This is a genomic window from Enemella dayhoffiae, assembly GCF_002250625.1.
Classification (GTDB): Bacteria; Actinomycetota; Actinomycetes; order Propionibacteriales; family Propionibacteriaceae; genus Enemella; species Enemella dayhoffiae.
This window is the reverse complement of sequence record NZ_NMVQ01000012.1, coordinates 145,051-157,738: the sequence shown is the minus strand read 5'-3', so window position 1 is coordinate 157,738 and position 12,688 is coordinate 145,051. Positions and strand designations below refer to the sequence as shown.

Sequence of the window (12,688 nt, the reverse complement as noted above, 5' to 3'; positions counted from 1 at the left end):
CCGACCCGCCAGCCGGGGCCTCCCCTCGATCAGCCGGTGGCTCGGACCGGCTGCTCCTCGTCGTAGTCGCCGTTGATCGCCTTCTGCAGCAGCGGTTGCAGGCCATAGCCGTCGCCGGCCCGCACCTCCGGCACGACCGTGCTGGAATCCAGCTCGTCGGAGGAGATCGGCGCCAGGGTGCCGTGCGCCAGGACCTGCTCGCCGGGGGTGAGCTGGCGGATGCCGACCACGTTCACCCGATCCGGATGGGCCTCGGCGAACTCGCCGTAGATCGACGGATCGTGCTGCCCGTCGTCGCCGATCAGGATCCAGCTGATCTTGGGGAAGTCGATCGCCAGATCCCGCAGGCACATCCTCTTGTGCTCCTGCCCGGATCGGAACCAGCCGGTGTTCGTGGGACCCCAGTCGGTCAGCAGCAGCGGGCCGATCGGGAAGCGATGGTGCTGCAGGAAACGGATCAGCGTCGGCGCGGTGTTCCAGGCGCCGGTGGAGACGTAGATGATCGGCGCCTCCGGGTGATCGGCGAGCAGGCCGCGATAGAGCTCGCTCATCCCGGCGACCGCCTGGCGGGCGGATTCCTGCACCACGAACGTGTTCCAGGCGGCCAGCAGGGGCCGCGGCAGGGAGGTGGAGATCACGGTGTCGTCGATGTCGCTGACGAGGCCGAAGGTCTGCTCGGGGTCGACGATCATGATCGGCGCCTCGCTCGGCTCGGAGCTGCCGCAGGTCAACGTCACCTCGTGCCAGCCCGGCTTGAGGCCGCGGACCGGCAATCGGGTGTCCACATAGCCGTTGCGGTCGGTGACCACCTCGAAGGTCTGCCCGTCGATGGTGCACTCGACGGTCGCGTTGACCACGGGGGCGGTGACGAAGTTCCGCCAGCCGCGCCGCTGCAGCAACGTGTCCGGGTGATAGACGCGCGGGCCGGTCTGCGGCGGGTTGTGCACCACCCGGGCCAGCACCCGGATGAACTTCGAGGAGCCATAGCCGGTGTAGGGGATGACGCGTTCGGTCCAACCGCGCGAGCGGACGAAGGAGCCGAGTTCGGTGTTCAGCCGGTCCTCGATGCGGGCGGCGAAGAATGGGCGAGCCATGGGCCGACCCTATCGGGCAGGGTGCGACTCCCGGGGAATCGGGTCGAGCCGACCAGTAGGCTGACCCTGTGACCGCACCGGACAGCGATGACCAGGTGGCCTACCCGATCGAGTGGGAGGCTGACGTCCTGCTCGCCGACGGGAGCACGGCCCACCTGCGCCCGATCCGGCCCAGCGACGAGCAGTTGCTGGTTGAGTTCTATGCCCGGGTGTCGCCCGAGTCGAAGTATCTGCGCTTCTTCGCCCCCTATCCGGTGCTCTCGGAGAAGGACGTCGTCCGGTTCACCCACGTCGACTATCGCGACCGGGTCGCGCTGATCCTCACCGTCGGTGACCGGATGGTCGCCGTCGGCCGCTATGACCGCCTCGACAACGGTACCGACGCCGAGGTCGCCTTCCTGGTCGAGGATTCCCAACAGGGCAAGGGAGTCGGGCAGCTGCTGCTGGAGCATCTGGCCGAGGCCGCCCGCGAGCGCGACATCGTCCGCTTCGTCGCCGAGGTGCTGCCGCAGAACCGGCGGATGGTCCAGGTGTTCGCCGACGCCGGCTATACCGTGCACCGCGAATTCGAGGACGGGATGATCGTCGTCGAGTTTCCGATCTCGCCGACCGAGCAGTCGCGGGAGGTGATGCTGCGCCGCGAGCACCGCGCCGAGGCGACTTCGGTGCGCCGGCTGCTCCAGCCTCGCTCGATCGCCGTGGTCGGCAAGGCGGACAAGGTGCAGCGCGGGGTGACCTCCCTGCTCAGCGGCGGTTTCACCGGGGCGGTGTACGCCCTGGCCACCGACCACCAGGAGGTCGCCGGCGTACCCAACGTCGCCGACTGGGGCGATCTGCCCGCCGACCTGGACATCGTCGCCACGCTGATGCCGCCGGCCGAGGTCGGCACCGCGATCGTGGCCGCCGCGGGCAAGGCGTTCGGTCTCTACCTGATCCACGTCGGCGAATTCGGCGGCACCCAGAACGAGTCGTTGGTCACCCTGGCCCGCGCCCACGGACTGCGCGCCCTCGGCCCCGACGCGCTCGGGGTGATCAACACCCACCCCGACTTCAGCCTCAACGCCAGCCCGGCGCCGATGCCGCGCCCCGGAGTGGTGAGCATGTTCTGTCAGTCCTCGGCGATCGGGGTGATGCTGCTGGCACGGGCGATCGAGCAGCACGTGGGGCTGCTCAACTTCATCTCCTCGGGGATGTACGCCGACGTCACCAGCAACGACGTGATGCACTTCTGGATCGATGACGAGGCCACCAGGGTGTGCGTGCTCTCCCTCGACCGGATCGGCAACCCGCGCAAGTTCACCCGGATCGTCCGGAAGCTGGCGATGACCAAGCCGGTGGTGCTGTTCTCACCCGGCCGCTCCGAACGCGCCCGCCACCAGGGCGCCGACTCGTCGCTGCACAATGCCCCCGAGGCCGCGATCGACTCGGTGTTCCGACAGTCGGGGGTGATCGTCTGCACCCGGCGCGACGCGATGTTCGACGTCGCGCAGATCCTCAGTCGCCAGCCGCTGCCCGAAGGCGAACGGGTCAAGGTGGTGACGAACTCCCGCGCGATGGGCGGGCACATCCAGCGGATGGGGGAGCGGACCGGCCTGGCCTGCACCCCGTTGCTGGTGGCCGGCGACACCCGGCCGGGGGCGTACGCCGAGGTGGCCCGCGCGGCGTTGCGGGACCCGGCCGTGGACAGCGTGGTGGTGGCGCTGGTGGACCCGTTCAACGTGGCCTCCGCCGGCACCCACGCGGCCCTGCTGGAGGTCGCCGCGACCAGCACCAAGCCGTTGGTCGGGGTGTTCGCCGACTTCGTCGACCTCGAGACGGCCGCCGACGTGCCCGACGGGATGGGCCGACTGCCCACCTTCTCCAGCTATGCCGACGCACTGGAGGCGTTGTCCGCGGTGACCGCGTACGCCCGCTGGCGCCAGGGCGACCACGGCGAGCTCACCGAGCGCCAGGCCGATCGCCGCGACGCCCGGATGCTGGTCGCGGAGGTGCTCACCGACAGCCCCGACGGCCGCGAACTGACCGACCAGGAATGCGCCCGGCTGCTCGGCGCCTACGGCATCGAACTGGTGCCGAGGGTGGCGGTGCAGAGCCTGCCGGAGGCGATCGAGGTGGCCGAGCGGCTCGGCTGGAACGTGGTGCTGAAGGCGACCGCCGAGGGCGTACGCGGCGGCCCGGATCTGGGCAGCAGCGTGTTCCGGCACCTGGACAGCGCCGAGGAGATGACCGAGGCGTGGCGGGATCTCGGCCAGTTGGTGACCGATCTCGGGCTCGGTCGTGACGGGGTCGAGCCGCAGGCGGTGGCCGCCCCGGTGGTGCAGCAGATGGTGCCGCCCGGCGTACCTCTGGAACTCGGCTCGGACGAGTACGCCGCCTTCGGTCCGATCGTGTCGCTCGGGGTGGCCGGACTCGCCTCCGGGGTGCTCGGCGACGTCGCGCACCGGGTGCCCCCGCTCACCACCACCGACGCCGCGGCCATGGTGCGCGACCTGCGGGCGGCGCCGGCGTTGTTCGGCGGCGCCGGTACGCCTCCGGTGGACGTCGCGGCCGTCGAGCAGTTGATCCAGCGCGTGTCCCGGTTGGCCGACGACCTGCCCCAGCTCGCCTCGCTGCGGCTGCAGCCGTGCATCGCCGCCCAGTCCGGCGTGGCCGTGGTCGGCGCCCGGATCCTGCTCGCGCCCACCGCCGACGAGCGCGACGAGCTGAGCCGCAGCCTCGGCTGAGCCTGTCGACGACGGTGGCTGAGCCTGTCGACGACGGTGGCTGAGCCTGTCGATGACGCTGGCCGAGCCTGTCGAAGCCACCCCCAGCACCAGCTCCGCCGAACGTGTGAGAATGGCCCAATGGACTTCATGCACGCCAGCTCCGACCGGCGCAGTGCTCTCAGCGCCGACCTCGCCTCCTGCGGGTATTTCCCCGAACTGGTGGAGGACACGGTGCTGCTCGCGGTCGGCCCCGAAGAGGTGATCGACTTCGTCGTGCACCACGAGCCGACCTTCAACCACGACGAGATTCGCCGCCACCTCACGGTGCTGGTGCTCACCCCGACCCGCCTGGTCGTCGGCCACACCGACGAGCAGCCGGGGGAGGCCGGCGGCTCGGCGTCCGCGGCCACCTCGACCGAGTCGATCGCACTGCACTCGGTGCACACGGTCGCGCTGACCCGCGTGGTCAACCAGCCCGAGCGCTACCGCCACGGCGACCCGGCCTACGAGGCGTGGCTGTCGGTCGCCTGGGGGGCGATGCATCGGATGGATCTGGAGCCGGCCGGTTGCCCCGACCCCAACTGCGAGGCCGACCACGGTTATACCGGCACGATGGTGCCCGATGACCTGGTGGTGCGGATGAGTGTGGCCGCCGACGGTATCGAGCGGGTCGGCGCCCTGGTCTCCTTCGCCATCACCCTGCAGCAGGCGACCGGCCGCGGCTCGGTGTCCACCAGGATCGGCGGCTGAGGGTGGGCGTACCGCCGCAGCCGATGCTGCGGCCCGCCTATGGCGGAGGCTCCTTGGCGGACCTGCTGCCCGCGGTGGGGGCCCGGCTGGGTCTGGCGCACTCGGTCGACCGGGTGGGGCTGCCGGAGGGGCAGCGGTGGGTGCTGCTGCTGGTGGACGGCCTCGGTGACCTGTTGTTGGCCGAGGCGGAGGATTCGGCGCCCTACCTGGCCGGGCTGCGCGGGCGTACGCTCACCTGCGGCGTACCCTCCACCACCGTCACCTCGCTGACCAGCCTGGGGACCGGGTTGGCCCCGGGCGGGCACGGGATGGCCGGTTACCTGTGCCGGGTGCCGGAGACCAACGAGATCCTGAACGCGTTGATCTGGAACTCTGCGGTCAAGCCGCTGGACTTCCAGAACCAGCCCACGGTGTTCGAACGCAGCCGCGCCGCCGGGATCGCCACCACCAGCGTCTCCCCGGCGCGGTTCGAGGGCTCCGGGCTCACCTCGGCGGCGCTGCGCGGGCCTGAGTTCCACGGTGTCGACGAGGCCGACGAGGAACAGCGGATCAACGAGACCGTGGCCGCCGCGATGCGTGGTGAGCGTTCCCTGGTCTATTCCTACGAGCGCGAACTCGACCACACCGGCCACACCCTCGGCGTCGCCCACCCGCAATGGCTCCAGCACCTGACCCGGATCGACGCGCTGTGTGCCCGACTGCGCGCCGAGCTGCCGGCCGAGGTACGGCTGGTGATCACCGGCGACCACGGCATGATCGACGTGCCGGGACGGAATTTCCTCGTCGTGGAAGAAGAACCGTCGTTGCTGGCCGGGACCACCGGGTTCGCCGGGGAGGGGCGCCTGCGCCAGCTCTACACCGACGAACCGACGGCGCTGGCGCGCCGCTGGGCCGACCGGCTGGGGGATCACGCCTGGGTGCGTACCCGTGACGAAGCGATCGACGAGGGCTGGTTCGGTCCGGTGTCGGATCGGGTACGCCGCCGCTTCGGCGACGTGCTGGTGGCGATGCGTACCGACTGGGCGGTGATGAGCCGGAACCTGCCCCGCGAGCTCGAGCTGGTCGGCATGCACGGCAGCCTGACGCCGGTCGAGATGACCGTTCCGCTGCTGATCGACTGAGCACCCTCCCGCGGCACTAGACTGACCGCCCGTGGCCGACCTGATCTTCTTCACCGGACCGATGGACTGCGGCAAGTCGACCCTCGCCCTGCAGCTCGACCACACCCAGCGGGTCGGCGGGCGCGCGGGCCTGCTGTGCACCAGCCAGGACCGCTCCGGTGCGGCGCGGATCTCGTCGCGACTCGGTCTGGTGGAGAGCGCGGTCGAGGTCGGCGACGAGGTGGACCTTTGGACCCACGTGGTGCACGCGCTCACCGGTGGCGCGCGGATCGACTACCTGGTCTGCGACGAGGCACAGTTCTACAGCCCGGTCCAGATCGACCAGCTGGCGCGGATCGTCGACGAGCTGAGCATCGACGTGTACGCCTTCGGCATCCTGAGCGACTTCCGGACCGAACTGTTCCCCGGGTCGAAGCGCCTGGTCGAACTCGCCGACCGGATCGAGACGATGCAGGTGCAACCGCTGTGCTGGTGCGGAAAGCGGGCCACCCACAACGCGCGGACCGGGGGTGGCCGGATGGTCACCGAGGGCAGCCAGGTGGTGGTCGGTGACACCACCTCAGAAACCGCGGCCGCCGGAGAACCGAGCCCGGAGGTGGGCTATGAGGTGCTCTGCCGGCGGCACCACCGCCGCCGGATGAACCGCGCCGTCGCCCAGGCGACGCTGAGCCCCGAACCCCTGCCGTTCGGCGAACCCGACCACGCTTGAGTCGCGTATCCCAGGAGGAAACCATGTCTGGTCCGCTGATCACCCCCGAGGAACTCGCTGAGCTGCTGGCCGGTGATGAACCGCCGGTGCTGCTGGACGCCCGCTATCCCGGGCCCGCCGCAGCCGGGAACGGGCTGCCCGCCTTCCGGGAGGGCCACCTGCCCGGCGCCCAGTGGATCGACGTGAATACCGAACTGTCCGGGCCGAAACGTCCCGGCAGCACGGGCGGTCGGCACCCGCTGCCCGATCCCGGCGCCCTGCAGCAGACCCTGCGGCGGCTCGGCGTACGCCGGGACTCGGCGATCGTGGTGATGGACGCCGACAACTCGCTCGCCGCGGCGCGGCTGTGGTGGCTGCTGACCGACGCGGGAGTCTCCGGGGTGCGGGTGCTCGATGGCGGATTCGCCGCCTGGCAACGAAACGGTGGAGCCGTGGCCACCGGGGCCCCCACACCGGTGCCCGAAGGTGACGTCTCGCTCGAGTCGGGGCAGCTGGCCGTGGTCGACGCCGATCAGGTGGCAGGTGCCGAGGGCACGGTCTGGGACGTCCGGGCCGGGGAGCGCTATCGCGGTGAGTCCGAGCCGATCGACCCGGTGGCCGGCCACATCCCCGGTGCCCGGAACCTGCCCGCAGCGGATGCGCAGGAACCCGACGGGCGCTTCCGGGACGCTGGACAGCTGCGCGAACTGTTCGCCGACGTGCGGCCCGGGGACATCGTCTATTGCGGATCTGGGATCACCGCCGCCCAGTCACTGTTGGCGATGACCGCGGCCGGGGTCGCCGACGGGGTGCGGCTCTATCCGGGCTCCTGGAGCGACTGGATCTCCGCCGATCGCCCGGTCGAACGCGGCTAGCGCCTGGTTGGCGTCATCGAGTCGCACAAGAGACCAACGGGACGCGATTCAACCCTTGGGCGGTGGGCCGCCGAACATGATCTCGTCCCAGGAGGGAACCGATGCGCGCTTCTTGCGCGGCTTCCGCTTGGCGGCGGGCTTTTCCTGATCGGAGCCCGACTCGCCCTTGGCCACCGAGATCGTGTCCTCGGCCAGGTCCACCAGTGAGGGCTGCTCCGGTTCGCGGGCTCGCTGGGAATCGGTGTCCTTGGGTTCGCTGGATCGCGGCGTGGGTTCGCTGGATCGCGGCGTGGGTTCGCTGGACGGCGGAGCGGCGGCCTCGGGCAGGCCGGGTGAACGGTCAGGGTTGGCGGCGGCGGCCGGGCGGGGAAGCCGCACATTCGTCGGTTCCGCGTCCGGGTCGTCACCGGGACCGGCCTCGGGCTCGGTGGCCGAGTCAGGCTCGGTGGCCGGATCGGGTTCCGGATCCGCCTGCACCTCGACCTCGGTCACTTCGACCTCGGTCACCTCGATGACCTCCACGGCGATCAGCTCGGCGTGCTCGGTGTCGGTCGCGTCGGCCTCGGCGACATCGGGGCCCGGGGTTGGAGACGCAGGGTCCTCACCCTCGGAGTCCTTGGCCGCGGGCACTGCGACGTCCTCGGTGTCGGGGGCGTCCAGCTCGATCTCGGCCTTGGCCGGCTGGGCCTCGGGACCCGCCGGAGCGCCCTCGTCCAGCACCGGATCGGACAGCCCGGCATAGATGTTGATCGAGTCCTCGGCGATCCCGCCGAGCATGTCATAGAGCACATCCAGCTCGGAGCGGCCCTGCGGCACGACGCCATAGCTGTTGATCTCCGCCTCGACCTCGTCGGCGATCTCCTGCGGGGTGGCGGCGCTGGTCGGGTAATCGTCGGGATCCGCCGGCTCATCCTCCTCAGCCGGCTCGTCCTCGGCGGTGTCTTCGTCCTCGGCCGCGGCCCCGGTCGGCGCCTCGTCGTCAGCAGATTCGGCAGCGGTGCCCGAAGCGGTCTGGTCCTCGACAGCCGACTCGTCCTCATCGGGCGAACGCAGCGCCCGGACCAGCGCCAGCTCGTCGCTGTCGTCCCGCTCCCGGTTCGGGTCGGCGATCAGCCAGCGTGCGTCGTCATTGAGGGCGATCGAGAACCGCCCGGCCTGGTCGAACCGGAACAACCCCTCGCGGTCCTGGCCGTTGACCCGATAGCGGGCACGCAGGCTCCAGCGCCGATCCTCCTCGCGCCAGGCGTCCCACTCGACCTCGTCGGGATCGACCCCCGAGGCGGTCAGCCGCTGGGCGACCACGGGACGCAGGTTCCGATGGGCCGAGGTCTCACCGCGGCGGCGTACCGTGGCGGCCAGCGCGAGCCCGGCGATGTGTTCCCGTTCGGCGATCACGGGCGCGGCGAAGGGCTCGATCCGCTCCGCCGGTACGCCGGCGACGCGAGCCACCTCCTCCAGAGATTGCCCGGCTCGGATCCTGGCCTGGATCTCCCGGGGTCTCAGTGCGCTGTCCATGTCTCGCTCTCCAGTGGTCGAAACGGCCGTCCGCTGCGGACGGCGCCTTGGCGTGCCCGACCGGGTGGGGCCGGGCCACGCTTCCCCCAGACGGTACAGGTAGATCAAACCTAGCCGTTGGCCACGCGCGACTCACCCCTTCGACGGTCCGTGTCGCCCGCTGACATGACCCGGAGCCAGCGTGGAAGACTTTCCCCATGACCCTGGACCTGACTCCGTATCAAGCGGTCCTGATCGCCTCCTTCGGCGGTCCCGAGGCACCTGAGCAGGTGCGTCCCTTCCTGCACCGGGTAACCGGCGGCAGGCCGATTCCGCCAAGCCGACTCGACGAGGTGGCCCAGCACTACCTTGATCGCGGCGGGGTGAGCCCGATCAACGACGAGACCCGCGCCCTGGTTGAGGCGGTGCGCGAGGAACTCCTCCGCCGCGGGGCCGACCTCCCGGTCGTCTGGGGGGCGCGGCACAGCGATCCGTTCCTCGGCGACACCATCACCGAGCTGACCCAGCGCGGTGTCGAACGGGTCGTCGCGGTGACCACCAGCGCCTACCCGTCCTATTCCTCCTGCCGGGCCTACCGCGAGGACCTGTACGCCGGGCAGCAGCAGGCCGGTGGCTCCCCAGAGATCGACCGCATCCGTCAATATGCCCACCATCCGGGATTCGTCGAGGCCAACGTCGACGCGGCCCACGAGGCCCTCGCAGAGCTCGAGCAGGCGACCCCGGGCTCCGATGACACCCCCTGCCTGGTGTTCGTCACCCATTCCATCCCGGTGACGATGTCGCAGACCTCGGGCCCCGAGCCGCGCTCGGAGGACGGCTCCTACGTGCCGTGGCACCGCACCGTCGCCGAACACGTCGCCGGCCGGCTGGCCAGCGAGCGCGGCGGCCTGGCGGCAGCGCCGAACTGGGAGCTGGCGTACTGCTCACGCAGCGGCCGCCCGCAGGACCCGTGGCTGGAACCGGACGTCAACGACCTGCTGGAACGGCTGGCCGGGCAGGGCGTACGCCGCGTGGTGCTCGTCCCGATCGGCTTCGTCAGCGACCACATGGAGGTGCTGCACGACCTGGACACCACCGCCGTGGCGACCGCCTCCCGGCTCGGGATCACCGTCCGCCGGGCCAGCACCGCGCGTACCCATCCGGCGTTCGTCGCCGGTCTGGTCGACCTGATCGTGGAACGGGCCAAGGTCGCTCGGGGGGAGACGGTGCTGCCCGAGGTGATCGACCACGGCAGCCCTGGACGCTACGAGTGCTCGGCGAACTGCTGCCCCAACCTGACCGACCCGGAGAAGCCGGCGCTCGGCCAGACGGTCCCCGTTGAGACCCCCTCGGGTGAGGCGTCGCCCCGCTCGGGTCAGGTGTGGAGCGCCGAGGCGCCCTGAGCTTCACCCCTGGTACGCCTCAGCGGCGCGCGCGCCCGCTTCGGTCAGCCAGCGGGCGGGGTCGGCGAAGGAGGCCTTCGCCGAGCCGGCCAACTCGGTGAGCGCCAGCGCGGTGACCCCCGGCACGTCGGTGGCGACCGCCCCGGCCACCACGAAGCGGGCCGGCGCCCCGGCCATGCCGAGTGCGTGGCCCACCACCTTGCCGCGCAGCGAGGTGTGGTCGAACTTGCCCTCGCCCGTGATCAGCACGTCCGCCTCGGCGACGGAAGCCACCAGGCCGCTGGCCTCGGCGATGTGCGGGGCGCCGGGCTCGATCCGCGCGCCCAGCACCGCGGCCAGGGCATAGCCGGCGCCGCCGGCGGCGCCCATCCCGGGTGCGCTCGGGTCCACCCCGACCACCTCGGCCAGCCGCGCCAGACCTGCCTCGAGGATGGCGACGTCGGCCTCGGTGGCACCCTTCTGCGGACCGAAGGTGGCCGGTGCGCCGAAATCACCCAGCAGCGGTGACTCCACGTCGGTCAGGGTGACCGACTCGCTCGGCACCCGCATCCGGGAGGTGTCCAGCCGGGCGAGCTCGCGCAGGGCGGCACCGCCGGGTGGCAGTTCGTTCCCGTGGGCGTCGAGCAGACGGGCTCCCAGCCCGACCAGCAGCCCCGCCCCGCCGTCGGTGGACGCTGAGCCGCCCAACCCCACCACCACCCGCTCGGCGCCGGCGTCCAGAGCCGCTGCGATCACCTCACCCAACCCGATGCAGTTCGCGGTCAGCGGGCGCTTGCGGTCCATCAGCGGGAGCCCGGACATCTGCGCGAGTTCGAGCACCGCGGTGCCTTCACCGAGTCGCAGCCAGCGCCCGGGCGTACGCCGCCCGTCCGGCCCGGTCACCTCGCCCACGTGCCGGAAGTCGGCGTCGGGGTCGCCGGCGGCCAAGGCGTCCATCGTGCCCTCCCCACCGTCCGCCTGGGGGAGCAGCAGCAGGCGGTCGTCCGGGCGTACCCGACGCCAACCCGAGGCGATCGCCTGGGCGGCGGGCAGCGCGTCAAGGCTGCCCTTCAACGAATCCGGAGCGATCACAACGGTGGTTGACACGGGCAGGTCCTTCCTCGCGGTGCCGATACTGTTCCACGAATCCGATCCGCGACTCACGATCTGTCCCGGGGTGTGGTATTCATACGCGCAGGCCACAAGCGACCACCCCTGGGAAAACAAGAAAGAACCGGTCCTCGACCGGGAATATCAAGAGTCCCTGCATCGTTTGAGCGGCCGAGTGTGCCGAGGCCGACCTAGTGGAGAAGGGAAAGATGGCGACCGATTACGATGCGCCGCGCAAGACCGACGAGGAGATGAGCGAAGACTCGATCGAGGAGCTCAAGACCCGTCGCAACGACAAGAACTCCGGCAAGGTGGACGAGGATGAGGTCGAGGCCGCCGAGGCCTTCGAGCTGCCGGGTGCCGACCTGTCGCACGAGGAGTTGACCGTACGGGTGCTGCCGCGGCAGCAGGACGAGTTCACCTGTGCCGGCTGCTTCCTGGTGCGACACCGCAGCCAGATCGCCGAGGAGAGGGACGGGCAGAGCTACTGCCTGGACTGCGCCGGCTGAGCCGACCCGCAGACCGACCCGAACAACAGGACAGGGGCCCCGATCGGGGCCCCTGTCTTCTGTCTGGGTCAAGCACTTTTCTGTCTGGGTTCGATTTGCGGCGCTCAGATCTTGACTTTGATCTTCTTGCTGGGCAGCGCGTCGTCGTCGAGGGCCTTGCGCATCCGGCGCAGGGTGGAGCGGTCGGTCATCAGCTGCACGACGCTGACACCGACGGCGCTGGCGATCGACCAGATGACCGCGTCTCGCAGCGGGGTGTCGGGATCGCCCGGCTCCGGGGGTTCGTCACCGGTGATCAACTCCCAACTCTTGGCGACCAGCTGCTTGGCGGCGATGGTCGACACGGTGCCGATGATCAGGCTGTAAACCTTCCACAGCGAGGACTGCATCCGGGCCTCCTTGACTCGTGTGTGGGGCCAGCGCCCCGGGTCGTTCCCATAGTAGGGGTCGCCGACTCGGCTAGGTTGGGGCCCATGTCCGAGCCGCAGAACAGCACCCACGTCGAGGTGCTGCGGGTGCCGCTGGCCTGGTGGCTGATCGCCGGTGGCTTCCTGCTCTCGCTGTGGCTCGCGGTGGGTTTCTATCTGGGCTGGTGGCAGGGGCTGCTCGGCACGGCCGCCCTGGGTGGGCTGGTCGCCTGGGTGCTGCTCGACTATGGATCGGTCCGGGTGCGGGTGGACGCCGACGGGTTCGCGGTGGGCCGCTCCCGGATCGAGTGGGAGTGGGTCGACGGCGTACGCCCGCTGTCGGCCGAGGAGACCCGCCGCCGGCAGGGCCCAGGGGCCGACGCCCGGGCCCACCTGGTGCTGCGGCCCTATCTGAAGCGGGCGGTGGAGGTGGGCGTCGCCGATCCGGCCGACCCGCACCCCTACTGGTTGGTGAGCTGCCGCGACCCCGACGCCGTCGCGGCCGCGGCGAGCCGGTACGCCTCGACGACCGCCGAGTGAGCTGGTCTAGTTT

General features: G+C 70.8%; 12 protein-coding genes. 8 read left to right on the top strand and 4 right to left on the bottom strand.

What is annotated here, in order from left to right:
* Positions 1-29: 29 nt before the first annotated feature.
* Entirely contained in the window at positions 30-1,094 is a 1,065-nt protein-coding gene (locus CGZ93_RS08725; RefSeq protein ID WP_094363739.1) for an App1 family protein, read from the bottom strand.
* A 68-nt stretch (positions 1,095-1,162) separates the two neighbouring features.
* Here CGZ93_RS08725 and CGZ93_RS08720 point away from each other — a divergent pair, with 68 nt between their 5' ends.
* From CGZ93_RS08720 to CGZ93_RS08700, 5 genes are all read left to right on the top strand, one after another.
* Positions 1,163-3,817, top strand: a complete 2,655-nt coding sequence (locus CGZ93_RS08720) for a GNAT family N-acetyltransferase (RefSeq protein ID WP_229117312.1) — start codon at positions 1,163-1,165, stop codon at positions 3,815-3,817.
* A 120-nt stretch (positions 3,818-3,937) separates the two neighbouring features.
* Entirely contained in the window at positions 3,938-4,549 is a 612-nt protein-coding gene (locus tag CGZ93_RS08715) for a DUF5998 family protein (RefSeq protein WP_212753199.1), read from the top strand.
* 2 nt (positions 4,550-4,551) lie between these two features.
* Positions 4,552-5,670, top strand: a complete 1,119-nt coding sequence (locus CGZ93_RS08710; protein WP_229117311.1) for an alkaline phosphatase family protein — start codon at positions 4,552-4,554, stop codon at positions 5,668-5,670.
* A 31-nt stretch (positions 5,671-5,701) separates the two neighbouring features.
* The gene (locus CGZ93_RS08705) at positions 5,702-6,379 is read left to right on the top strand and encodes a thymidine kinase (protein ID WP_094363738.1); all 678 of its coding nucleotides are present in this window, start codon (positions 5,702-5,704) and stop codon (positions 6,377-6,379) included.
* Positions 6,380-6,402: 23 nt separating this feature from the next.
* On the top strand, positions 6,403-7,233 hold the full coding sequence (locus CGZ93_RS08700; protein WP_094363737.1) for a sulfurtransferase: 831 nt from the start codon (positions 6,403-6,405) through the stop codon (positions 7,231-7,233).
* A gap of 48 nt (positions 7,234-7,281) precedes the next feature.
* Here CGZ93_RS08700 and sepH read toward each other — a convergent pair whose 3' ends face one another.
* Entirely contained in the window at positions 7,282-8,856 is a 1,575-nt protein-coding gene (gene sepH / locus CGZ93_RS08695; RefSeq protein ID WP_267489725.1) for a septation protein SepH, read from the bottom strand.
* 89 nt (positions 8,857-8,945) lie between these two features.
* On the opposite strand from sepH, the gene hemH reads away from it, so the two are divergent.
* Positions 8,946-10,130 (top strand): ferrochelatase, encoded by a 1,185-nt coding sequence (gene hemH / locus CGZ93_RS08690; RefSeq protein ID WP_176451695.1) that lies wholly within the window; start codon positions 8,946-8,948, stop codon positions 10,128-10,130.
* A gap of 3 nt (positions 10,131-10,133) precedes the next feature.
* Here hemH and CGZ93_RS08685 read toward each other — a convergent pair whose 3' ends face one another.
* The gene (locus CGZ93_RS08685; protein WP_229117310.1) at positions 10,134-11,216 is read right to left on the bottom strand and encodes a glycerate kinase; all 1,083 of its coding nucleotides are present in this window, start codon (positions 11,214-11,216) and stop codon (positions 10,134-10,136) included.
* Between the two features lie 212 nt (positions 11,217-11,428).
* On the opposite strand from CGZ93_RS08685, the gene CGZ93_RS08680 reads away from it, so the two are divergent.
* On the top strand, positions 11,429-11,728 hold the full coding sequence (locus CGZ93_RS08680) for a DUF4193 domain-containing protein (protein ID WP_094363735.1): 300 nt from the start codon (positions 11,429-11,431) through the stop codon (positions 11,726-11,728).
* Positions 11,729-11,832: 104 nt separating this feature from the next.
* Here the strand turns inward: CGZ93_RS08680 and CGZ93_RS08675 are convergent, their stop codons facing one another.
* Positions 11,833-12,117 (bottom strand): DUF4235 domain-containing protein, encoded by a 285-nt coding sequence (locus CGZ93_RS08675; RefSeq protein ID WP_094363734.1) that lies wholly within the window; start codon positions 12,115-12,117, stop codon positions 11,833-11,835.
* Between the two features lie 84 nt (positions 12,118-12,201).
* Here CGZ93_RS08675 and CGZ93_RS08670 point away from each other — a divergent pair, with 84 nt between their 5' ends.
* Complete coding sequence (locus tag CGZ93_RS08670) at positions 12,202-12,675, top strand: DUF3093 domain-containing protein (protein ID WP_094363733.1); 474 nt, start codon at positions 12,202-12,204, stop codon at positions 12,673-12,675.
* Positions 12,676-12,688 lie beyond the last annotated feature (13 nt).

What these genes read in the sequence shown, in the direction of transcription:
- CGZ93_RS08670 (WP_094363733.1), top strand. Translation starts at nt 12,202, where the DNA reads ATGTCCGAGCCGCAGAACAGCACCCACGTCGAGGTGCTGCGGGTGCCG.
- hemH (WP_176451695.1), top strand. Translation starts at nt 8,946, where the DNA reads ATGACCCTGGACCTGACTCCGTATCAAGCGGTCCTGATCGCCTCCTTC.
- CGZ93_RS08715 (WP_212753199.1), top strand. Translation starts at nt 3,938, where the DNA reads ATGGACTTCATGCACGCCAGCTCCGACCGGCGCAGTGCTCTCAGCGCC.
- CGZ93_RS08725 (WP_094363739.1), bottom strand. Translation starts at nt 1,094, where the DNA reads ATGGCTCGCCCATTCTTCGCCGCCCGCATCGAGGACCGGCTGAACACC.
- CGZ93_RS08700 (WP_094363737.1), top strand. Translation starts at nt 6,403, where the DNA reads ATGTCTGGTCCGCTGATCACCCCCGAGGAACTCGCTGAGCTGCTGGCC.
- CGZ93_RS08675 (WP_094363734.1), bottom strand. Translation starts at nt 12,117, where the DNA reads ATGCAGTCCTCGCTGTGGAAGGTTTACAGCCTGATCATCGGCACCGTG.
- CGZ93_RS08680 (WP_094363735.1), top strand. Translation starts at nt 11,429, where the DNA reads ATGGCGACCGATTACGATGCGCCGCGCAAGACCGACGAGGAGATGAGC.